The 21,653-nt window shown below is 66.7% G+C and carries 17 protein-coding genes; all 17 read right to left on the bottom strand.

The genetic code is table 11. From position 1 onward, the window contains the following. Positions 1 to 139: 139 nt before the first annotated feature. Entirely contained in the window at positions 140 to 1,426 is a 1,287-nt protein-coding gene (locus BHK69_RS28490) for a hydantoinase/carbamoylase family amidase (RefSeq protein WP_069693053.1), read from the bottom strand. 66 nt (positions 1,427 to 1,492) lie between these two features. After that, complete coding sequence (locus BHK69_RS28485) at positions 1,493 to 2,887, bottom strand: amidohydrolase family protein (protein ID WP_069693052.1); 1,395 nt, start codon at positions 2,885 to 2,887, stop codon at positions 1,493 to 1,495. A gap of 26 nt (positions 2,888 to 2,913) precedes the next feature. Then, on the bottom strand, positions 2,914 to 4,497 hold the full coding sequence (locus BHK69_RS28480; RefSeq protein ID WP_069693051.1) for an ABC transporter substrate-binding protein: 1,584 nt from the start codon (positions 4,495 to 4,497) through the stop codon (positions 2,914 to 2,916). A gap of 205 nt (positions 4,498 to 4,702) precedes the next feature. Further along, entirely contained in the window at positions 4,703 to 5,602 is a 900-nt protein-coding gene (locus BHK69_RS28475) for a LysR family transcriptional regulator (protein WP_069693050.1), read from the bottom strand. A gap of 87 nt (positions 5,603 to 5,689) precedes the next feature. After that, entirely contained in the window at positions 5,690 to 7,120 is a 1,431-nt protein-coding gene (locus BHK69_RS28470) for an amidohydrolase family protein (RefSeq protein WP_069693049.1), read from the bottom strand. Positions 7,121 to 7,327: 207 nt separating this feature from the next. Next, positions 7,328 to 8,203, bottom strand: a complete 876-nt coding sequence (locus BHK69_RS28465) for a polysaccharide deacetylase family protein (RefSeq protein ID WP_069693048.1) — start codon at positions 8,201 to 8,203, stop codon at positions 7,328 to 7,330. Next, the gene (locus tag BHK69_RS28460; RefSeq protein WP_069693047.1) at positions 8,200 to 9,033 is read right to left on the bottom strand and encodes an ABC transporter permease; all 834 of its coding nucleotides are present in this window, start codon (positions 9,031 to 9,033) and stop codon (positions 8,200 to 8,202) included. The genes BHK69_RS28465 and BHK69_RS28460 overlap by 4 nt, the downstream gene beginning before the upstream one ends. Next, on the bottom strand, positions 9,030 to 9,920 hold the full coding sequence (locus tag BHK69_RS28455; RefSeq protein ID WP_069693046.1) for an ABC transporter permease: 891 nt from the start codon (positions 9,918 to 9,920) through the stop codon (positions 9,030 to 9,032). The genes BHK69_RS28460 and BHK69_RS28455 overlap by 4 nt, the downstream gene beginning before the upstream one ends. Further along, entirely contained in the window at positions 9,917 to 11,026 is a 1,110-nt protein-coding gene (locus BHK69_RS28450; RefSeq protein ID WP_069693045.1) for an ABC transporter substrate-binding protein, read from the bottom strand. The genes BHK69_RS28455 and BHK69_RS28450 overlap by 4 nt, the downstream gene beginning before the upstream one ends. A gap of 51 nt (positions 11,027 to 11,077) precedes the next feature. Beyond that, on the bottom strand, positions 11,078 to 12,151 hold the full coding sequence (locus BHK69_RS28445; RefSeq protein WP_069693044.1) for an ABC transporter ATP-binding protein: 1,074 nt from the start codon (positions 12,149 to 12,151) through the stop codon (positions 11,078 to 11,080). A 358-nt stretch (positions 12,152 to 12,509) separates the two neighbouring features. Continuing rightward, entirely contained in the window at positions 12,510 to 14,159 is a 1,650-nt protein-coding gene (locus BHK69_RS28440; protein WP_069693043.1) for an ABC transporter ATP-binding protein, read from the bottom strand. Further along, positions 14,156 to 15,082 (bottom strand): ABC transporter permease, encoded by a 927-nt coding sequence (locus BHK69_RS28435; protein WP_244548351.1) that lies wholly within the window; start codon positions 15,080 to 15,082, stop codon positions 14,156 to 14,158. Before BHK69_RS28435 ends, BHK69_RS28440 begins: the two co-directional genes overlap by 4 nt. Further along, positions 15,079 to 16,020, bottom strand: coding sequence for an ABC transporter permease (locus BHK69_RS28430; protein ID WP_069693042.1), 942 nt, complete (start codon positions 16,018 to 16,020; stop codon positions 15,079 to 15,081). The genes BHK69_RS28435 and BHK69_RS28430 overlap by 4 nt, the downstream gene beginning before the upstream one ends. A 24-nt stretch (positions 16,021 to 16,044) precedes the next feature. Then, complete coding sequence (locus tag BHK69_RS28425) at positions 16,045 to 17,628, bottom strand: ABC transporter substrate-binding protein (protein ID WP_069693041.1); 1,584 nt, start codon at positions 17,626 to 17,628, stop codon at positions 16,045 to 16,047. A gap of 178 nt (positions 17,629 to 17,806) precedes the next feature. Continuing rightward, complete coding sequence (locus BHK69_RS28420; RefSeq protein WP_069693040.1) at positions 17,807 to 18,943, bottom strand: M20/M25/M40 family metallo-hydrolase; 1,137 nt, start codon at positions 18,941 to 18,943, stop codon at positions 17,807 to 17,809. A gap of 2 nt (positions 18,944 to 18,945) precedes the next feature. Next, positions 18,946 to 20,106: a M20 aminoacylase family protein gene (locus BHK69_RS28415; RefSeq protein WP_069693039.1), complete on the bottom strand. Its 1,161-nt coding sequence runs from the start codon at positions 20,104 to 20,106 to the stop codon at positions 18,946 to 18,948. Between the two features lie 23 nt (positions 20,107 to 20,129). Then, positions 20,130 to 21,629 carry a M81 family metallopeptidase gene (locus BHK69_RS28410; RefSeq protein ID WP_069693038.1) on the bottom strand — a complete coding sequence of 500 codons (1,500 nt, stop codon included), beginning with the start codon at positions 21,627 to 21,629 and terminating at the stop codon, positions 20,130 to 20,132. Between the last annotated feature and the right edge of the window lie 24 nt (positions 21,630 to 21,653).

Raw genomic sequence — 21,653 nt, 5'->3', positions numbered from 1 at the left:
GGTCTTGTTTTCTGTAGGCTTCGCCGGCCGGTGCTTGTGTTCGCAGCTTTGCCCTGATTGGCACGTCATTCGGCGCAGCGCTGCGACCCGTCTAGTTCTGGCCGATACCGCCCTGGTCTAGCCGGCGCCGCGCCTGTCTTCAGGCGGCCTGATCCGCGACCCAGCTCGTCAGCAGGGCGCAGGCGTCGAGGAAATCGTCGATCTCCATCTCCTCATGCGGGTTGTGGCTGCCGTTTTCGTTGCGCACGAAAATCATGCCGACGGGGACGCCTGCTGCCGCGAAAGCCGCCGCATCGTGAGAGGCGGGGCTTCCCATCATCGTGCCGGGCAGGCCGAGGCTCTGCGCCGCCGCCTGGAGCTGGGCTGCGATTGCGGGGTCGACCATGCCGACGCTGGCGGAGGCGCGCGGGCCCAGGGCGAAGCTCACATGACGCCGGGCCTCGATCTCGCTGATGATCGCCAGCATGCGCGCCTCGAGCAGCGACAGCACGGCCGGGTCATAGGCGCGCACATCGAGGCTGAAATCGAAGGCGCCGGGCACCGTGGTCAAACCATGCATGGCGGGGTCGGTGTGGAAGCGGCCGAAGGTGATGGCGAGCGGGATGCCGGCGGCGTCCTGTTCCGCCCAGAGCCGGTCCAGCGCCATCGCCAGTTCCGCGCCGGCCATGGCGGCGTCGCGGCGGAAGCGGCGCGGCGTGCCGACATGGTCGTGGCGTCCATCGATGCGCGCGTTGGGATAGCGGAAATTGCCGGGAATACCGCTGCAGATGGCGAGCGGCAGGCCGGCCTCGACCAGGCTTGGAGCCTGCTCGATATGGACTTCGAGGAAGGCGCGGATCGTTGCGGGATCGAGCTCCCGGCGGCCTTGCCGGAGCGCCTCGACATCGCCGCCGCATGCGGCGATGTGGCTGGCGAGATCGCGCCCGGTGTCGATCCGCTTCGCCTCGAGGGCGCCATTGGGCAGCGTGCCCAGCGCCGAGCGGCTGCCGATATAGGAGACCTCGAACCAGACGCTCTCCTCGGCGCGCACGCCCATCACGGTGATGTCGCAACGCGGGCGCAGCCCCAGCGCCTTCAAGGCGGCGATGACCGTCAGCCCCGCCACGACACCGGCCGCGCCGTCGAAATTGCCGCCATGGGGCACGCTGTCGAGATGCGAGCCGAGCAGGATGCACGGCGCGCCCTGCTCGCTGCCCGGCCAGGTCAGATAGGTGTTGGCGGCAGCGTCACGATGGATCTGCAGCCCTTCATTCGCGCCATGCTTGGCGATGAGCTCATGGGCGAAATTCTCGCCCGCGCCATAGGTGTCGCGCATGATGCCGGGCTCAGCCCGGCTGCCTTCGGCCAAGCGGTCGAACAGGCTTTCGACGACCGGGCGCTGGGCCGCGATCGCTGTCCTGATGGCTTCGGGAGAGATGGGCTTCATGGGCATTGTCCGGCTTGGGCCTGGTCGTGTTTGGGCCTGATCGTGTTTGGCGGTGAGGGATGTCGCTCACGCGTCGAGCCAGCGCAATTCGCCTTGCGGTGGCGCGATGTCGGGATTGTTGGCGATCATCCGCTCCCAGACGCGCTGGGTGACGGCCTGGGCTTCGTCGAGCAAGGCCTGTTCGTCGATCGTCAGCACCTTGCGGTCGCGCATCACGAATTCGCCGTCGACGATGACGGAGTGGACGATGCCGGGATGGCCGTAATGCACGAGATTGGAGACCAGGCGGATCAGGGGACGCATCACCGGCTGGTTGAGGTCGATGATGGTGAGATCGGCCTTCTTGCCGGCTTCCAGCGAACCGATCTGGTCCTGTGCGCCGACCGAGCGGGCGCCGTTGCGCGTGATCATGTCGAGCATGTCCTGCGGCTGGGGATCGAGGCCGCCTTCGGTGTCGCGGCCGCGCCCGCCGCGATGCAGGATCAGGCCGATCTTGAGGGCGTGGAACAGGTCCTCGGTCATGTTGTCGGTGCCGAGCGCGATGTTGACGCCGGCGTCGCGGATCAGGCCGATGGCGACGGTGTGCGGGCCCTTGCGCGAGGAGTTGGCCGGGTTGTGGGCCATCTGCACGCCGCGCTCGGCGAGCAGCGCGATGTCGGCGGGCGTGCAATAGGTCCAGTGGGCGCAGGTCAGGTCCGGGCCGAGGAAGCCCTCGCGGTCGAGATAGCCGGCAGGCGTCAGGCCATGGGCGGCCCTGACGGCTGCGATCTCGCCCGGGCTCTGCGCCAGATGGCAGGTGCGCGTGAGGCCGTGCTGCTCGGCCAGGTCCTTGAGCTTGCGCAGCATGGCGGGCGAGCAGTTGTCGGGGGCATGGGCCGCGACCTGGCAGTTGATGCGGCCGTTGCGGGCGCCGTTCCAGTCCTCGATCAGCATCTGCGTGCGGTCGAGGAAGCCCTGCCCGAAGGCCTCGTCGACGCCGTATTCGCCGAAGCGGATTTTTCGCGTGTCGATATCGGCGCAGCTTTCCGACAGCCAGAGCCTCAAGCCGGTATCGGCCATCGCACCGGCATAGGAGGGAACATGCCGGAACGGATCGACCAGGGTCGTCGCTCCGCTGCGGATCGCCTCCAGGCAGCCGAGCGAGGCCATCACCGCCCGCTCATGGTCGCTCATCGTATAGGAGACCGGCGACATGTAGCGGTAGATGATCTCGCCATCCCAATCCTCGACCGTGCCGCGCAGCGCGGTCAGGACGGTGTGGGTATGGGCGTTGATGAAGCCCGGCAGCACGGCAAGCCCACGCCCGGAGATGCGCTCGCAATCCGGATAGACCTGCTCCAGTGCGGCAGTCTCGCCGATCGCGGCGATGTGGCCGCCGATGATGGCGATCGCGCCGCGCTCGATGATGCGCCGTTCCTCGTCGCAGGCGACGATGGTCGTGTCCGTGATCAGCAGGTTCATCGCGCACACCCCATCAGGCCGGCCTCTTAGCTCCGCTTCACATTCCAGAACACGGCGGTGCCGTTCATGATGCCGCTGAGGTCGGTGCGGAAGAGGGTTGGCTGCTTGTACTGGCCGATCGGGTAATAGGGCACCTCGTCGAAGGCGGTCTTCTGGATTTCGTCGCAGATGCGCTTCTGCCCGGCATCGTCGCCGGTCGAAAGCCATCGCGTGCGCAGCGCTTCGATCTTCGGACTGGAGACCCAGCCGGGGAAGGCGCCGTCGCCGCGCAAGGTCGAGTGGACCAGCGGGTTGAGCCAGTCCATGCCTTGCCAGTTGCCCACGAAAGCGTTCCACCCGCCCTGATCGGCCGGGCCCTTGTTGACGCGGCGCTTGAGCACCGAGCCGAAATCGAGCGCGGTGTATTCGACATTCATGCCGGCCTGTTTCATCACATCGGCCGCGATGTCGCCGAGCGGCTTCTGCGCCAGCGAATCGGCCGGCACCAGCAGAACGACCTTCTCCCCGGCATAGCCCGCCGTCTTGAGGTCGCGCTTGACCTTGTCGTAGTCGCGTGGCCCGCGGAAGACATCGAGCCCGGCCTCGCTGCCCATCGGCGTGCCCGGCGTGAAATAGCCGAGCGGGCTGTGGCGGAAGGCGGGATCGTCGCCCGCGACCGCGATCATGAAGGCCTCCTGGTCGATCGCGCCGAGCAGAGCGCGGCGGATCGCCGGATTGTCGAAGGGCGGCTGCAGGTGGTTGACCCGCATCTGGCAGGTGAAGCCGAGCGGATCGAGCACGGCGGTGCGGACGGATTTGCTGCCGGCGACGATGGGCAGCAGGTCGTGCGGCATCGCCTCCTGCCAGTCCTGCTCGCCGGCCTGCACGGCCGAGGTGCCGGTGGCGGCATCTGGCATGGTCGTCCATTCCACGCGGTCGAAATTCACGATCTTGGGGCCCGAGGTCCAGTCCGGCGTGCCGCCCTCGCGCGGCTTGTAGCCGGCGAACCGCTCATAGACGTTGCGGGCGCCGGGCACCCGCTCATCGGCCTTGTAGCGGAAGGGGCCCGAGCCGATCACCTCGGGAATGAGCTTGAACGGATCGGTGTTGGCGAGCCGCTCCGGCATCATGAAGCAGACCGGCGCAGAAACCTTGCCGAGCGCATAGGGCAGATAGGGGAAGGGTGCCTTGAGGCGGAAGCGGATCGTCCTGTCGTCGGGAGCGGAGAGTTCGTCCGTCGCCTGCATCAGGGCGTCGCCGGCAGCATCCCGCTTGGCCCAGCGCTTGATGCTGGCGACGCAATCGCGCGCCGTGACCTTTTCGCCGTCATGCCAGGCGAGGCCGTCGCGCAGGGTCAGGTTCCAGAGCTTGCCGTCATTCTCGACCGTATGCCCCTCGACCATCTGCGGCGAGATCTCGAGCCTGGTGTTCATGCCGTAGAGCGTGTCGAACACCATGAAGCCATGGGTGCGGGAGACCTGGGCGGTCGCGTAGATCGGGTCGGTGAAGGCGAGGTCGATCACCGGGATGAATTTCAGTGTCGTCGCTGACGCTGCCCGCACCAGGGCAGGGCGCGTGACGAGGCCCGTTGCGGCCGTGCCTGCGAGGAATTGGCGACGATTCAGCATTATGGGTCTCTCGATGATGGCGGTATGGCGCAGCCATGCCTGCGCGAACGCGGTGATGCGGATCGCCGGGGGCCGACGCGGCAGGGACTGTGGAACGCCCGGCGCTGCCGGGATGATGTGCGCATCGAGACTCTGGTGCAGGCGCCCTGGCCGGGCAATGCCCGCGCCTATGCTTTATTCGGGGCCGCCATTTGCCGGACGAATACCGTCAGGCGAGCTTGCCCGCGACCTCTCCGACAACGACACGCACTTCGCGCAGGAAGGCTTCGGCGGCGCGCGACAAGGGCCGCTTGCGCGAGCTCACCACGGAGGCTGAAACCTGCACGGCGGGCTCGAAGGCGCGGATGGCGAGGTTGTAATGGCCGCTGAACAGCGGCGACAGCGGATCGACCACCGCGACGCCGACGCCATTCTCGGCGAGCACGCAGGCCGTGTTGCAGTAGCGGACCTCAACGGCGAAATTGAAAGGCTCACCCGCTTCGGTGAAGGCCTGTCGCACGATGGTGCCCATCCTGCTGCCGCGCTCGAGCGCGATGAAGGGCACGCTCCTGAGATCGCTGGGATAGATCGTGTTCTTCTCGGCGAGCGGGTGGTCGGGCCGCATCACGCAGACCATCCGCTCCGAGAAGAACACCTCGGCGTTGAGCGCGCGGTTTTCGTTCAGCCCCATGACGAAGCCCAATTCGGCAACGCCGTTCTCGACGCTGTCGATGACATTCTCGAAGCGGCGGACATCGAAGAACACCCGCATCTTCGGCCGCTTGGCGAGGAAGCTGCCGAGCGCGCGGGGAATGACGCTGTAGCCCAGCGGCGGCGTCGCGATGAGCCGGACATGCCCGGCCCGGTTCTCCTTCAGATCCTGGACCCTGGCTTCCAGGGCGGCGTGCATCTGGAAGATCGGATCGGAATCCTGGTAGATCGCCCGCGCCTCGGCGGTCGGGAACAGCCGGTTGTTGACCCGCTCGAACAGCGGGAAGCCGATCTGGCCTTCCAGATGCTTGATCGCGTTGCTGACGGCGGGTTGGGACAGGCCCAATTCCTGGGCGGCCCTCACCGTCGTCTCGCATCGCATGACGGCGCGCAACAGCTCGATCTGACGCAGGTTCATATTCTTGCTCTGAATAGTGTCGGGGTGACCCTATTTCAGGAGCAAATCATATGCCAGCTTGGTCGTGGGGCCGCGAGGGGACGCCGTTCACGTCCAGCGCAGGCTGGGCGGCGAAAGTTCATCGACCGAACGGCCGGCCCAATCCAGCGAGGAGGCTTTCGCCAGCGCGCGTCGCTGAGCCTCTTCCAGGCCGGCCGAGGCCGCCTGGTAGTCCATGGTCATGACCTTGCCATCCTGCACAACTTGCCGGCCGGCGACGAAGACATGGGCGACCGCGCGTTCGGCGGCGGCGTTGATCAGGCTCTTCAGCGGGTCGCGCGTCGGCCGCATCATCGGATGCGTCAGGTCGACCATGACGAGATCGGCCTGAGCGCCTGTCGCGAGACGGCCGATATCGCTGCGTCCGAGCAGTTTTGCGCCGCCCAGCGTCGCGGCGCGGAAGACCTGGCCGGTGGTGACGACGGCATGGCTTTCGCCGGTGATGCGGGCATAGACACCGGCGTGGCGCAGTTCTTCCAGCATGTTGTGGGGGAAGGTGTCGGTGCCGATGCCGATATTGACGCCGGCGGACAGATAGCGGCCGAGATCGCGCAGCGTGAAACCGCGCCGACCGAAGACGGTCGGACAATGCGCGACCGAGGTGTCGGTTTCAGCGAGGCGCGCCAGGTCGGTGCGGGTCGGCCAGCGCACCCAGGGATGTTCGTCGAGGAAGATGGCATGGGCGATCGAGGCGTTCGGGCCGAGAAAGCCGACGCTGTCGAGCCACTGGATCGGCGAGAGCCCGCTGCGGCGGACCATCTCCTGGAATTCGCTGATCGACTGCCCCGCATGGGTCTGGATCGGAATGTTGCGCTCGGCCGCTCCGGCGATCGAGGCGCGGAACAGCTCCTCCGTGCAGGTGTCGATCTGGGCTGGGCAGGCGAGGCCCGACAGCCGCCCGGATTCATGGGCGAGCGCCGTGTCGATGATCCGGAAGGCCTCCTCCATCGCCTTGCGCCCGGCGGCATCGTCGAGCTCGTATTCGACGGTGTAGCCATTGCGGGTGAACCAGCGGCCATTGCGGTACATCGGCGCCATGACCATGCGCAGGCCCGAGGCCGCCGCGCGGTCGAGCCAGCCATCGCTGGGGAAGGAGAGGTCGACCAGCGTGGTGACGCCCGACATCAGTAATTCCGACCAGGCGACATGGTTGAGATGCGGGATGCCCTCAGTATCGGCGCGGAACAGCCAAAGGAATTCGTAGAGCGAGGAATTGTAGAGTTTCGGGCTGCCGACCTCGTCGGTCATGCCCTTGTTGCCGGGCTCGCTCGAGGGGTGCGAATGGATGTCGACAAGCCCCGGCATGACCATGAAGCCGCGCCCGTCGATCTCGCGGTCGACCGGCCCGTCCCAACCCTCGCCGAGATGCAGGATGCCGCTCTCGTCGAAGACGACGTCGCAGTCGCGGCGATAGACGTGGTCGTCGGCCTCGGCGTCATAGGCGATGACGACATCGGCGCGGGAGATGCGGGTGGTCATGGTCGGTCTCGTTTCCGTGTCGGACGCCAGCCGGTTCTGCTCCGTCATTCCGGGGCTTCGCGAAGCGAAGAGCCCGGAACCCAGAACCGATGAGGATTCAGCCAGAAAGCGGCTCTCTAACACCAGAGCTTTTGCGACAAGGCGCATCGGGTCTGGGTTCCGGGCTCGGCCCTGCGGGCCGCCCCGGAATGACGGTGGTGTTTCTGCTCAGAGACCCGCCGCCCTTTCCTGCTCGATATAGTGGGCGGCGATCTCCTGGCCGGTGGCGATCCAGACATCCCCGTAGCTTCTGGCCCGGGTGATGAAGTCGCGCAGGATGCCAAGCCGCATCGGCCGGCCGGTGACCTGGGGATGCATGACCATGGAGACGAGCCCGCCCCATTCACGGGTCTGCTCCAGCTCGCCGTTCCAGATCGACAGCACATGCTCCTTGGGGAACATCGGGCGCGGGCTGAAGCGCTGGCTCAGCCCGTAGAGCCAATCGTCGAAGGAGACGTTGACGGGCAATTCGACGGGACCGCGCGAGCCGTCGCGCAGCTTGTGGCGGTAGGGGCGGATGTCGTCGCGGAAGGACGAGGAATACAGGATGCCGCGATCGCGCAGATAGCCCAGCAGCTCGTGATAGTTCTCGCCCGAGGGCGCCCGGTAGCCCACCGGCGTGACGCCGAGTACGCGCTTGAGGGAGTCGAGCGCCTTGTCGATCTCCTCCTTGTCCTCGGCGAAGTCGGCGGGGTCAGGCCGCTTGTGCAGATAGCCGTGATGGCCGACCTCATGCCCGCCCTTGACGATGCTCTCGCACATCTTCGGATGGGCATCGACGACCCAGCCCGGGATGTAGAAGGTCGCCTTGATCTCTTCGGCGCGCAGATAATCGAGGATCTTGGGAATGCCGACGCGCTCCTCATAGGCGCCGAAGGACATCGTCACGAGGCGGTCGACGTTCTTGAAATCGTATTGCAGCCAGGCCGTCTCGGCATCGACGTCGAAAGCCGGAAAGACGGCGCAGCTTGCGCCATTGGGCCAGGGGAACTCGGGAGCGGGATCCGAGAGATTGGCTGAGATGGTCGGGATGTCGGGGATCATAGGGCTTCCTTTGCTTGGCGTTGGACACGGCTGCGGCGCGCGACCTCGACGAGGAGGAGCGCGGCGATCGAGACGATGATCAGGATGGTGGACACCGCCGTCAGCGACGGGTCGAGTTCGAACTTGACCGATTCCCAGATCTTTTTCGGCAGCGTCGCGGTCCGCGGGCCCCCGAGAAACAGGGTCAGCACCACCTCGTCGAACGAGGTCAGGAAGGCGAAGGCTCCGGCCGAGATCAAAGCGGGGCGAATAGCGGGCAGCACGATATGCCAGAAGGCGCGCGGGAACGAGGCTCCGCAGGAGCGCGCCGCCAGTTCGATGGAGCCGTCGAGCCTGCGGAAAGCCGCGCCGACGATGACGATCACCACCGGCAAGGCAAGCAGCGTATGGGCGAGGAAGAGGCTGGTGGGCGTACCGATCAGCCCGAGCTTCGAGAACAGCATGTAGAGCCCGAGCGCCAGCACGATGACCGGCACCACCATCGGCGAGATCAGCAGCGCTTCGGCGAGGCGGCGACCGGGAAAGCGGCCTTTCGCCAGCCCATAGGCCGCCGGCACGCCGATCAGCAGCGAGGCCAGTGCGACCAGGCTCGCGAGCCAGAGCGAGAACCAGCCGGCTTCACGCCAGGCGCGGCTCTCCCACAGCGCATGATACCAGCGCAGCGACCAGCGCGTGGGCGGGAAGCTGAACAGCGTCGTGTCGTTGAAGGAGACGACGATGATGACGGCGATCGGCGCCAGCAGGAACCGCACGGTCAGGCCCGCAAGGAGCCATAAGGCGGAGCGCCCGGCATTGATGCGCGGCTGCGGCGATGCGGAGGACAGGCTCATCGCCCCTCAATCCCAGCGATGCGGCCGGCCCCTGCGAAGGCCGCGCCGCAGGCGAAGACCAGCGCGACGAGCCCGAGCAGCGCCAGGCTCAGCATGGCGCCGAACGGCCAGTCCAGCAGATCGCGCACCACCATCTCGATCAGCGAGGCGATGGTGAGGTCGTTGGGGCCGCCGAGCAAAGCGGGCGTGATGTAGAAGCCGATGGCGAACATGAAGACGAGCGTCGCGCCGGCGGCGAGGCCGGGCAGCGACAATGGCAAGGTGACATGGATGAAGGCCGCTGCCGGCGAGGCGCCCAGCGAACGGGCCGCACGCGGCAAGCCAGGATCGAGGCGCGACAGGATCGACCAGATCGGCAGCACCATGAAGGGCAGCAGGACATGGACCATGCCGATCTGCACGCCGATGCTGTTGAACAGCAGGGCGGCCGGCCGCTCCAGCAGGCCAAGCCCCGTCAGCCATTCGTTGACCACGCCCTTGCGCCCGAGCAGGATCATCCAGGCGAGGCTGCGGGCCAGCACGCTGGTCCAGAACGGAATCATCACGGCGGCCGTCAGCAGCATCGCCAGGCGTGGCCCCGTCGTCGCCATCAGATAGGCGTAGGGGTATCCGATCAGCGCGCAGATCAGGGTGGTGATCGCCGCGATCTCGAAGGTGGTGAAGAAGGCATAGTGATAGGTGTCGTCGCCGATCAATCGCGAGAGTTGGGCGAGGCTCGCTCCGGAGCCGGTGGGCCCCTGGAAGGCCCAGCCGAACAGCGACAGCATCGGGAGGAGATAGACGATCGCGCAGAAGGCCAGGGCCCCGGCGATCATCAATCCCGGCCGCGCACGCCAGGCGCGCGCGGCCTTCACCGAGGGAACGGCGCTCGCAGCGACCAGCGTCATCCGCGCTTGACCATCCAGCGGGCGTAACGCTCGATCTGGTTCTCGTTGTTGGTCTTGCCGTTCTCGGCGGTCTTCCCCCACCAGTCGATATCGGTCCAGAACTGCTTGGCGAGATTGTCGGGCGAGGTGTTGAGCTGTTTGGCTTCGGCCTCGCTCAGATGCGCGAAGGCGTCCTGCGAAGACGGGCCGTAGGGGATGCGCTTGGCGAGCTCGGCCTGGACCTTGCCGTCAATGACGAAGTTCAGGAACTGGTAGACGGCGTCGGCATTGCGCGCGCCTTTGACGATCGCCCAGTTGTCGGGGGCGAGCTTGCCACCGGCGAATTCGACATCGATCGGCGCGCCGTCCTTCTTCGCCACCAATCCGCGCGGGCCGATGGTGCAGCAGATGTCGATCTCGCCGCTGGAGAGCAGCTGGATCGCCTCGGCGTGGTTGGCGTACCACTTCGTCACCAACGGCCTGAGCTTGTCATGCGAGGCCCAGGCGCGCTCGATGTCGAGCGGATAGACCTTGTCGGCCGGCACGCCATCGGCAATCGCGGCGAATTCGAGCTGCGGCGAGAGCCCGCCGCGGAAGGGGAAGGAGCGGGCGCCCTTGAACTTCACCCCGTCCCAGACATCGGCCCAGGTCTTGGGCTGCGTCCCGTTCGGGAAAGCCTTGGTGTTGTAGACGATGTTGAACGAGTAGATCAGGTGCCCGAGCCCGTAGGGGTGGTGCAGCACGGGCGGGATCTTGCCGAGTCTCGCCTTGTCGAGCTTGGAATAGTCGATCGGCTCGAGCAGCTTGGCGTTGACCATGGCCAGGATCGCCGGGATGTCGGTGTCGAGGATGTCCCAGGTGATGTTGCCGCTGTCGACCATCGCCTTGACCTTGGCGGCTTCCGGCGGTCCGTCATCGCGCACGCGGATGCCGGTCGCCTTTTCGAAGGGCGTGAACATCACCTCGCGCATCGCCGTGGTGCGCGAGCCGCCCCAGCCCGCGACGACGATCTCGCCCTTGTCGGCGCGAGCCGGCGTGACATGGACGAAGGGGCTGGCGATGGTGAGCGAAGCGCCGGCGCCGCCGAGAAGGATGGAGCGTCGGGATAGGCCTGAGCGATCGGTCATGATGGTCTCCCCTTGTTATGAAGCCATGCCTTGTTGTGAATCCATGGCGTTTCAGGCGGCAAGCAGCACGGCGTCGTCAGGGGCCCAGCCGATCTTCACGGCCTCCCCGATCTTCGCCTGATAGGCATCGGCCCGGTTGGGCTGCTTGACCGTGAGCTCCGGCCCGCCATCGAGCCGCAAGGTGAGCCGGGAGATCTCGCCGACATAGACGATGTCCTGAACCGTTGCGCGCAGGCCGCTGCCGGAAGCGTCGGCTGCCGACAGGCTGGCCTTCTCCGGCCGCAGCAGGAAGGTCGCCGCATCGCCTTCGCGCAGCGCGCCTGGCCGCGCCGGCAGAGGTGGGCCGCCGGCTGCCGGCAACAGGGCCTGGCCGGCCTCGCCGTCGCGCACGACCTTGCCGCCGATCATCGTGCTCTCGCCGATGAACCCGGCGACGAAAGCGTTGGCGGGACGCTCATAGAGGTCGGTCGCACTGCCTATCTGGACGATCCTGCCGCGATCCATCAGCGCGATCCGGTCCGACAGCGTCAGCGCCTCCTCCTGATCATGCGTGACATAGACGATGGTGATGCCGAGCTGGCGGTGCAGCCGCCTGATCTCCGTCTTCATCGTCTCGCGCAGGGAACGGTCCAGCGCCCCCAGCGGCTCGTCCATCAGCAGCAGCCCGGGCTCGTAGACCAGGGCGCGGGCAAGCGCGACGCGCTGCTGCTGCCCGCCCGAAAGCTGCGCCGGCAGGCGCTCGCCGAGCCCGGCCAGTCCAACTCGCGCCAGCGCTTCCGCGACGCGCCCCGCGGTTTCCGCGGCGGAAACGCGGCGCATCTTCAAGGGGAAGCCGACATTGCGCGCGACATTCATATGCGGGAACAGCGCGTAGTTCTGGAACACCACGCCGATGCCGCGCCGCTCCGGCGGCAGATGCGTGATCGGCTGGCCGTCGAGCACGATCTCGCCGGTATCGGGCGGGGTGAAGCCCGCGATCATCATCAGCGTCGTGGTCTTGCCGGAGCCGGAGGCGCCAAGCAGGCTGACGAACTCGCCGGCGGCGATATCGAGCGAGACGGAGGCGACGGCCTGCGACGGGCCGTAGCTCTTGCCCAGGCTGTTGATCTGCAAGCTCGCGCCCATTGCCGCCCCCCGTCAGCCTAAGGGGTCCAAAGCGTCATCACGCCGGGCCGGGCCAATCTGCCTGGAGCATAACAAACAACCGGCCCGCGACGAGCCGGCCGCGATTTGCCGAGCTATCATTTATCGCGCTGGCCTATTCGCGCGCTTTATAAGCTCGCGCGGAGCTTGCGGCAGGTTCGCACCGAACCGGGAGGGATGCCGGTTCCGCTGCGAGGGACGATGCTTCCCCGCCTGGAGCAGTTTCCGATCCAATTGGATCGTTCGACCGTTCCAGCTCTGTGTTCGACGCGTTTCTTGGCGAGCCGGTGTCCGCTACGCTCGAAACGCTCGAGACAACAGGCTTCGGAGCGGAGTGGCGCTATGGCTCGCCGGTGCCGAATTCGCGGCCTGGCGCAGCGTCGATCAGGGCGCGCGTATAGGCGTGAGCGGGGTCCGAAAACACCTGGGCGGTCGCGCCCTGCTCAACGATGAGGCCCTTCTCCATCACGACGATGCGGTCGCAGATCTGGGCTGCGACGCGCAGGTCGTGCGTGATGAACAGGATGGCGAGGTTGAAGCGCTCCTGCACGTCGGCCAGCAGCGCCAGCACCTGTTTCTGCACGGAGACATCGAGCGCCGAGACGGCCTCGTCCGCGATCAGGATCTCGGGCTCCATGGCGAGCGCGCGAGCGATCGCGACGCGCTGGCGCTGGCCGCCGGAGAACTGATGCGGGTAGCGGTCGAGCGCGCTCGGCTGCAGGCCGACCAGCGCCATCAGGTCGCGGGCGCGCGCGATCGCATCAGCCGGCTTCAGGCCGAAATTGCACGGCCCCTCGATGATGGAATCGCCGACCGTGCGGCGTGGATTCAGCGAGCGGTAGGGATCCTGGAATACGACCTGGATCTTGCGGCGGTAAGCCCGCAGGCGTCGCTCCGGCAGCATCGCAATGTCGATGTCGGGGACGAGGATCGCGCCGCGCGTCGGCGGCATCAATCGGGCGATGCAGCGCGCCACCGTGGTCTTGCCCGAGCCGGATTCGCCGACGATCCCGACCGTCTCGCCGCGATGGATCTTGATGTCGACATCACGTGCGGCGTGAACGACCTGCTCCTTCTTGAACAGGCTCTTGGAGCTGTAGGTCTTGCCGAGCCCGACGGCTTCGAGCGCGATCGGCCCCGTCACGGCCTTGCGTCTGGCAGGCTTCAGGCTCGGCACTGCGCCGATCAGCATGCGGGTATAGGGATGCTGCGGGTTGGTCAGCACTTGCGCGGCCTGGCCCTGCTCGACGACAAAACCCTTCTCCATCACCACGACCTTGTCGGCGATCTCGGCGACGACGCCGAAATCATGGGTGATGAACAGCACGCCCGTGCCGCGCCGGCCCTGGAGTTCCTTGATCAGGCGCAGGATCTGGGCCTGGGTGGTCACGTCGAGCGCGGTCGTCGGCTCGTCGGCGATGAGGAGCGCCGGATCGAGCACGAGGGCTGCGGCGATCATCACGCGCTGGCGCTGCCCGCCGGAGATCTGGTGCGGATAGGAGGCGTGGATGCGCTCCGGATCGGGCAGGCGCATCGCTGCCATGATGCCGAGCACTTTTGCGCGCCGCTCGGCCGCATCGAGCTCGGTGTGGATGCGCAGCACCTCCTCGATCTGGTCGCCGATCGTCAGGACCGGGTTCAGCGCCGTCATCGGCTCCTGGAAGACCATGCCCATGCGGTCGCCACGCAAAGCGCGCAGGCGCTGCGGCGTGGCAGCGAGCACATCCTCGCCCTCGAGCAGGATCTGGCCCGCGACGGGCTTCAGCAGCTTCGGCAGCAGCCCCATCACCGAGAAGGCGGTGACGGATTTGCCGGAGCCGGACTCGCCGACGACGCAGGTGATCTCGCCCGCGCCGACATCAAAGGAGACGTTCTCGACGGCATGCGCCCGGTCGCCGCCGCCGGGCAGGCGGATGCTCAGGCCCTTGATCTGCAGGACGGGCATGGGGACGACGGGCACGGGGGCGTCGGTCATCGGTGCGTCGCTCATCGGCCGGCCATCTTGGGATCGAGCGTGTCGCGCAGGCCATCGCCGAGCATGTTCACCGCCAGCACCGTGATGCCGAGGAAGATGCCGGGATAGAGGATGTTGTGCGGGAAGACGCGGAAGACATTGCGGCCCTCGGCCATGATGTTGCCCCAGGTCGGCGTCTCCGGCGGAATGCCGATGCCGAGGAAGGACAGGATCGCCTCGACCAGGATGGCCGAGGCCGCGATGAAGGTGCCCTGGACGATCAGCGGGGCGATGGTGTTGGGCAGGATGTGGCGCACCATCAGCAGTGGCAGCCTTGTGCCCTGCATGATCGCGGCTTCGACATAGGGCTCCTCGCGCACCGAGAGTACGATCGAGCGCACGAGACGCACGACGCGCGGGATTTCGGGCACGATGATCGCCACGATGACTGCCGTGAGCCCGGCCCGGAACAGCGAGACCACGGCGATGGCGAGCAGGATTGCCGGAATCGCCATCAGCCCGTCCATGAAGCGCATGATCACGGCGTCGAGCGGCCGGATATAGCCGGCGATCAAACCGAGGATGAGGCCGATCGAGATGCTCACAGTGGCGACCGAGACCGAGATCATCAGCGAGACCCGCGCGCCGTAGACGACGCGGCTATAGACGTCGCGGCCAAGCGAATCCGTGCCCATCCGGTGCTTGAAGACCGTGGTCGAGCCATCATCGGCGCGGATGGTGCGCTCGACGCCGGGCACCCGGTTGCGCGCGCTCGGGTTGATGGCGGCGGGGTCGATCGTGCCCAGGAACGGCGCGAGCAGGCCCATCAGCGCCATGACGAGCAGCACAGTGCCGCCGATCAGCACGGCCGGATTGCGGACGAGCCGGCGCAGGGCGTTGGCGTTGGGACGACCCGCATCGGGCAGGGCGGGAGCGATCAGGCTGGGTTCGGCGCTCAATATTTGATCCTCGGATCGAAGAGGCAGTAGGCCAGGTCGATGCCGAGATTGATCGCGACATAAACGACGGAGAACAGCAGGATCACGGCCTGGATCGTGGGGTAATCGCGCGCGAGCACCGCATCGACGGTGAGGCGCCCGAGGCCCGGTATCGCGAACACGCTCTCGGTGACGACCACGCCGCCGATCAGGAGCGCGATGCCGATGCCGACCACGGTGACGATCGGCACGGCGGCGTTCTTGAGTGCGTGCCGGAACAGGATCTTGCGCTCGACCTGGCCCTTGGCGCGGGCGGTGCGGATATAATCCTCGCTCAGCACTTCGAGCACGCTGGCGCGCGTCATCCGGGCGATGAGGGCGATATAGATCACCGACAGCGTCACTGCCGGCAGGATCAGGCGCTGGATGAAGCCGCCAAAGCCGCCCGAGATCGGCTGATAGCCCTGGACGGGAAGCCAGCCCAGCGTGATCGCGAAAACGTAGATCAGGAGGTAGCCGATGACGAAGACCGGCACCGAGAAGCCGAGCACCGAGAAGCCCATCACGATCCGGTCGATCCAGGAGCCGTGCTTGTAGGCGGCGAGCACGCCGAGCGGAATCGCGACGCAGACCGCGATCAGCATGGTGGCGATGGCGAGCGAAAGCGTCGGCTCGATGCGCCCCAGGATCAATTCGCCGATGCTCTTCTTGAAGAAGAAGCTCTCGCCGAGATTGCCGTGCAGCAGATTGCCGGCCCAGATGCCGAACTGGGTGATGATCGGCTGGTCGAGACCGAGCTTGGCGCGGATCGCCTCGATCTGCGCAGTGGTCGCGTTATCCCCGGCGATGACCGCGGCGGGGTCGCCTGGCGTGAGGCGCAGCATCAGGAAGACCAGCACGGCGACGATCCCCAGAACGGGAATCGTCGCGAGCAGGCGGCGCAGGATGTAGCCGAGCATGGCGTTTTCTGATCGTGCCGGCGGTTACTTCTTCTCCACGTTCCAGAACACCGGCGCGGCGGCGCTCAGGATGCCACTGATGTTCCCGCGCGTCGCGATCGGCACATAGTACTGGCCGAGATGGACATGGGTGACGGTCTCGCGCCAGCGCGCCTGCACGGCTTCGGCGATGAGCTTCTGCTTGGCAATATCGGGTTCGCGCGCGAAGTCGTCGCGCAGTTTTTCCATCTCGGCGTCGCAGGGCCAGCCGAAGCCGGCCTTGTCGCAGCTCGCATTGAGGAAGCCCGCCATGACCGGGTTCATGATGTCGGCCGAGACCCAGGAGGTCAGCATCGCGTTCCAGCCGCCATCGGTGACGGGCGTCTTGCGGACGCGGCGGGCGACCACCGTCTGCCAGTCGGAGGATTGCATGTCGACCTTGAAGCCACCCTTCTCCATCAATTGCTTGGCGACGGGGGCAAGGTTGGTCAGCGACTGCAGGTCGGTCGATTGCAGGAGGACGACCGGCGTGCCGTCATAGCCGGCTTCCTTGAGGAGCTCCTGCGACTTCTTGAAGTTCGACTCGAGCAGGCCGTCCATGCCCTTTTCGCTGGAGAGCGTGCTGCCGCAGGGGAAAAGCGCCTTGCAGACCTTGTAATAGTCGGGATTGCCGATGACCGCGTCGAGGAAGTCCTTCTGGTTCAGCGCATAGGTCAGCGCCTGGCGGACCTTCGGGTTATCGAAGGGTTTCAGCGTGTGGTTGGGGCGCAAGGTGTATTGCAGGCCGAGCGGATTATAGTCGATCAGCTTGATCGACTTGTCGCTCTTGAGCAGCGGGATCAGGTCGAAGGAGGGCTGCTCGATCATATCGATCTCGCCGGCGAGCAGGGCGTTGACCGCCTGCTGCTGGTCGGAGATCGCCAGCCACTCGATCCGGTCGAGCTTGGCGACCTTGCCGCCGGCGAGGCCCGAGGCCGGTTCGGCGCGTGGCTTGTAGTCCTTGAACTTGGTGTAGACGATCTTGTCGCCGGGCTTCCATTCATCGGTCTTGAGGACGAAGGGGCCCGAGCCGATGAATTCGGAGATCTGCGTGTTCGCGTCGGTGTCCGCCACGCGCTTGGGCATCATGAAGGGCACGTTGGAAGAGGGCTTGCCGAGGCCCGAGAGCAGCAGACCGGTCGGCGATTTCAGCTTCACGGTGAAGCTCTTGGCGTCGTCGGCCGTCATCGTGTCGATGAAGGTCGCGAGCTTCTGGCCGATCGAATCGCGCGCCGACCAGCGCTTGATCGAGGCGATGCAGTCCTCGGCGGTGACGGGCTTGCCGTCATGCCAGAGCAGGCCGTCGCGCAGCGTGAATTTGTAGGTCAGCTTGTCCGGCGACTCCGTGAAGCTGTCGACCATCTGCGGCTTCACATCCCCCTTCTCGTCGAGCGCGAAGAGGGTGTCGTAGATCATGTAGCCGTGGTTGCGGACGATGTAAGCCGTGGTCCAGATCGGATCGACGATCTTCACGTCGGAGTGCATGACGACTTTCAGCGTCTGCGCCTGGGCCGAGAGGCCCCCGGAGAGAACACTGCTTCCGGCCAGCAGCGCGGCGGCTGCCGTGACGATCTTCCAACGCGACATCATGCACTGATCTCCCCTTATGACCCATTCGGGCGGTTATTTCGATAATCGTGATCTGGCTGGTCGTGACTTGATGCGTTCGTGTTCTTGTGCGTCCCGATCCGTCGGCCTGCATATGCAGGGGCCATGCCATGGGTAGGCCGGGAAGCTCCCGCGAAACGGGAGCCTCTGTCAATCGCGCTCAGGCCGAAAGCCGCGTCAGCAGCCCGGCCATCAGGCGGGTGCGCTGGGCCAGGCTGTCGACCTCGATATGCTCCTCCAGCGTGTGATAGCCGGCACCGAGCAGGCCGAGCCCGTCCAGCGAGGGAATGCCGGCCGCCCCGGTGAAATTCGCATCCGAGCCGCCACCGGCCGAGCCGTGCTCGAGTTCCCAGCCAAGTTCGCCGGCGATGCCGCGCGCAAGCTCATAGAGCCTGAGCGTTCCGGCATCCGGCTCCCAGACCGGTCGGGTGACGCCGCGCGTGACGGTGAAGCGCGTGCCGTCGGGGTTCTCGGAAGAGAGCGCCAGCATGCGCTCGACGCCACGGTCGAGATCCGCCTGCCTTTTGGCCATGCTGAGCGCCTCGGCCCGGCAGGTCGTCGGCACGCAATTGACCCATTGCCCGCCCGAGATCACGCCGACGCTGAAAGTGCAGTCGTCGCCCGTCATCTCCTCGATGGCGATGAGCTGGCGCGCCATCATGTTGATGGCGGAGCGGCCGTCCTTCAGGCGCGAGCCGGCATGGCTCGGCCGCCCCTCGGCGAGCAGGTTGAACCTGGCGATGGCGTAGCGGCCGGTGACGACGCCATTGCCGGGGCGACCGGGCTCGGGAACCAGGATGTAGCGATGCTGGCCTGCATGCTGCATGATCAGCTCGCGCGTGCCGGGGCTGCCGATCTCCTCGTCGCTGGTATAGAGCACGCTGACCGGCAGCGGCGTCTCGATGCCGGCCTTGGCCAGCGCCACGATCGCCTGCAGGCCGGCATAGGCGCCGCCCTTCATGTCGAGGATGCCCGGCCCGTAGCAGCGCGTGCCTTCGCGCCGGAAGGGCAGGGCCTTCAGCGTTCCGACCGGATGCACGGTGTCGAGATGCGACATCACCAGGATGCCGGGTTCGCCGCGCCTGGGATGGGGGAAATCGCCGCGCACGCAATCGCCCAGGCTCGGCGGGCCGGGAATGCGGGTCACGGTCGCGCCGACGGCTGCGAGGTCGGCGGCGACGAGATCCATCATCCGGTTGACGGCCGCGACATCAAAAGTCGGGCTCTCGCACTCGATCCAGCGCTTCAGGCCGGCGAGCATCGCGTCGGTGTCGAAGGTCAGCGTGTCGAAGGACATGATCAGGCGGCCAGTCGCGTTTCGACGAGGCGCGCGAGCAGGCTCGCGCCCACCGGCAGGATGCCGTCGTCGAGGATGAAGGAGGGGTTGTGCACTGGCACGGAGCCGGCATGGCCGACCCAGCAATAGGCGCCGGGCACCGCGCGCAGCATGTCGGCGAAATCCTCGCTGCCCATGATCGGCTTGACCTCGGTCAGCACATTCTCGGCGCCGACGATCTCGGCGGCGACCTTGGCTGCGGCTTCGGCCTGCGGGCCGTGATTGACCAGCACGTCGAAGATGTCGCGAATATCGACATCGATCTGGACGCCGAAGGTCAGCGCCATGCCCGCCGCGATCTCGCGCATGCGCTCGCGGATCAGCTTGGCAATGTCGGGCGAGAAGGTGCGGATGGTGCCTGCTAGGGCCGCTTCCTCGGGGATGACGTTATAGGCGGAGCCGGCATGGATCTGCGTGATCGAGAGCACGGCGGCCTCGCGCGGGTCGGCGTTGCGGCTGACGATGGTCTGTAGCGCTGCCGCCAGCGAGATGGCGACGATGACGGGGTCGCGCCCGACATGGGGCATGGCGCCATGGCTGCCCCGGCCGGTGATCTTGATGTCGAAGAAATCCGCGCCGGCCATGGCCGGGCCGGGGAAGACGGCGATCTGGCCGGGATCGAGATTGGGGGCATTGTGCAGCCCGTAGATCTCGTCGCAGGGGAAGCGCTCGAACAGCTTGTCGGCGAGCATGGCGCGAGCGCCGCCCAGCCCCTCCTCGGCCGGCTGGAACACGAACACCGCGGTGCCGGTGAAGTCGCGATTCTCCGAGAGATAACGCGCCGCGCCGAGCAGCATCGTGGTGTGGCCGTCATGGCCGCAGCCATGAAAGCGCCCGGGGATGGTCGAGCGGAAGGGCAGGTTGGTGGTCTCGTCCATCGGCAGGGCGTCCATATCGGCGCGCAGGCCGATGCGCCTGCCCGGCCCGCCCTTGCCCTGGAGGATGCCGACCACGCCGGTCTTGCCGACGCCGGGATGCACCTCGATGCCCCAGGATGCGAGCTTCCCGGCGACGATGGCGGAGGTGCGGACCTCCTCGAAGCCGATCTCGGGATGGGCGTGGATATCGTGGCGGATCGCGACGAGGTCGTCCTTGAAGGCTTCGATCTGGGGCAGGGTGGGCATGAACTAACTCCGAAGGACGAGGATCAGCCGAAGACGGGGCCGAGCGGCGCGGTGCGGATGCCGGGGCGCAGATGCTTCCACGGCAGGACTGAGGGATCGACGGGCATCGGGCCGGGCGCGGCGCAGACCAGGATCGTCTGCGCGATCGGCTCGAAATCGGCGCGGAAATGCACCGAGCTCTTATTGACCAGGATCGCCTGTTCGGTCGGCTCGATGCCGACCTGCCGGTACATCGCCTGGTCTGCCATCTGCGCCTTGCGCGAGCCGACGACGATGCGCACGCCGCCGATGCGCAGGGCCGCGCAGGGGCCGAGATTGATGCGCGAGCCGCCATAGAACGGGCCCGGCGCGACGAAGCGCCCTTCGGATAACTGCTCGACCACGAACTCGCCCTCGAGCGGGACATCGCCGGGGATGCCGGACTTGGCGCCGAGCGAGAGCGTGATCGTGGCGCCGACGCCGGCCTTGTGCGCTGCGGCTGCCGCCGCCGGATCGACGATCACGCCGATCGCGGCGCGCTGCGCGCCATTGCGCACCAGCGCGCGCGCCATCCCCATCGTGTCGGAATCGCCGCCGGCGCCGGGATTGTCCTGCGTGTCGGCAATGACGATCGGTTTCGAGGCTCCCTCAGCCAGCCGCATCGCCTCCAGTACGCCCTCATCAGGCTGGAAAACCCGGCCCTTGAAGGCGGCTTCGCTCGCCATCACCCGGGCGAAGACTGCATCGGCCGCGCGGTCGGCCTCGGCTTGCGTCGCGCCATAGGCCAGCACGGTCGCGCCGCAATCGGCGAAATCGGCGGCGGGGAAGCCGGGCAGGAAGGAGAGCGTCGGCACGCTCTCGCCTTCGAGCGCCGCGAGCTCGGCATAGATTGTCTTGCAGGGCTCCATCGCCGTCGCCTGCCAGGCGATCGGGATCAGATAGGGCACCTGACGGAAGGCCTTGGCATGGCGCGTCCTAGTGCCGATCAGCTTTGCCAGATAGGTCGTGGCGCGGCTGCCGGTCTCAGCCATGTCGATATGCGGATAGGTGCGGTAGGCGACGAGCCCGTCGGCTGAATCCATCATCAGCTGCGTGATGTTGCCATGCAGGTCGAGGCTGGCGACGAGCGGGATGTCGGGGCCGATCGCGGTGCGCACCCGGCGCAGGGTTTCGCCCTCGCCATCGGGATAGGTCTCGCTGACCATGGCGCCGTGCAAGTCGAGATAGACCCCGTCGAGAGGCAATGCGGCGCTGATGCGTTCGACCAGTTCGTTCAGCAGGGCCTCGAAGGCGTCTGCCGTGACATGGGCCGAGGGGCTGGCCGCGCACCACAGCGTCGGCACGATCTCCCAACCGAGCGCCTTGGCCTTCTCGACGAAGCCCGCCGCGCCGACATTGACGTTGTGCACGGCGGCGAAGATGTCGTCGCCGCGCGCAAGCGAGGGCCAGCCGCCGCCCTGGATGAAATGCTCGATCGAGGCCTTGCTCGGCGCGAAGGTGTTGGTCTCGTGCAGGAAACCGCCAAAGGCGATACGTGGCGACATGACGGTTCCTCGATCGTTGCAGCG

It is taken from the genome of Bosea vaviloviae (assembly GCF_001741865.1).
Taxonomy (GTDB): Bacteria; Pseudomonadota; Alphaproteobacteria; order Rhizobiales; family Beijerinckiaceae; genus Allobosea; species Allobosea vaviloviae.
This window is presented reverse-complemented; position numbering and strand designations above follow the sequence as displayed.

Bases quoted from the DNA above. Each gene is read 5' to 3' on its own strand.
- BHK69_RS28460 (WP_069693047.1), bottom strand. From the start codon at position 9,033: ATGAGCCTGTCCTCCGCATCGCCGCAGCCGCGCATCAATGCCGGGCGC.
- BHK69_RS28470 (WP_069693049.1), bottom strand. From the start codon at position 7,120: ATGACCACCCGCATCTCCCGCGCCGATGTCGTCATCGCCTATGACGCC.
- BHK69_RS28420 (WP_069693040.1), bottom strand. From the start codon at position 18,943: ATGTCCTTCGACACGCTGACCTTCGACACCGACGCGATGCTCGCCGGC.
- BHK69_RS28445 (WP_069693044.1), bottom strand. From the start codon at position 12,151: ATGGGCGCGAGCTTGCAGATCAACAGCCTGGGCAAGAGCTACGGCCCG.
- BHK69_RS28485 (WP_069693052.1), bottom strand. From the start codon at position 2,887: ATGAACCTGCTGATCACGGACACGACCATCGTCGCCTGCGACGAGGAA.
- BHK69_RS28455 (WP_069693046.1), bottom strand. From the start codon at position 9,920: ATGACGCTGGTCGCTGCGAGCGCCGTTCCCTCGGTGAAGGCCGCGCGC.
- BHK69_RS28450 (WP_069693045.1), bottom strand. From the start codon at position 11,026: ATGACCGATCGCTCAGGCCTATCCCGACGCTCCATCCTTCTCGGCGGC.
- BHK69_RS28475 (WP_069693050.1), bottom strand. From the start codon at position 5,602: ATGAACCTGCGTCAGATCGAGCTGTTGCGCGCCGTCATGCGATGCGAG.
- BHK69_RS28440 (WP_069693043.1), bottom strand. From the start codon at position 14,159: ATGAGCGACGCACCGATGACCGACGCCCCCGTGCCCGTCGTCCCCATG.
- BHK69_RS28430 (WP_069693042.1), bottom strand. From the start codon at position 16,020: ATGCTCGGCTACATCCTGCGCCGCCTGCTCGCGACGATTCCCGTTCTG.
- BHK69_RS28415 (WP_069693039.1), bottom strand. From the start codon at position 20,106: ATGCCCACCCTGCCCCAGATCGAAGCCTTCAAGGACGACCTCGTCGCG.
- BHK69_RS28465 (WP_069693048.1), bottom strand. From the start codon at position 8,203: ATGATCCCCGACATCCCGACCATCTCAGCCAATCTCTCGGATCCCGCT.
- BHK69_RS28490 (WP_069693053.1), bottom strand. From the start codon at position 1,426: ATGAAGCCCATCTCTCCCGAAGCCATCAGGACAGCGATCGCGGCCCAG.
- BHK69_RS28410 (WP_069693038.1), bottom strand. From the start codon at position 21,629: ATGTCGCCACGTATCGCCTTTGGCGGTTTCCTGCACGAGACCAACACC.
- BHK69_RS28425 (WP_069693041.1), bottom strand. From the start codon at position 17,628: ATGATGTCGCGTTGGAAGATCGTCACGGCAGCCGCCGCGCTGCTGGCC.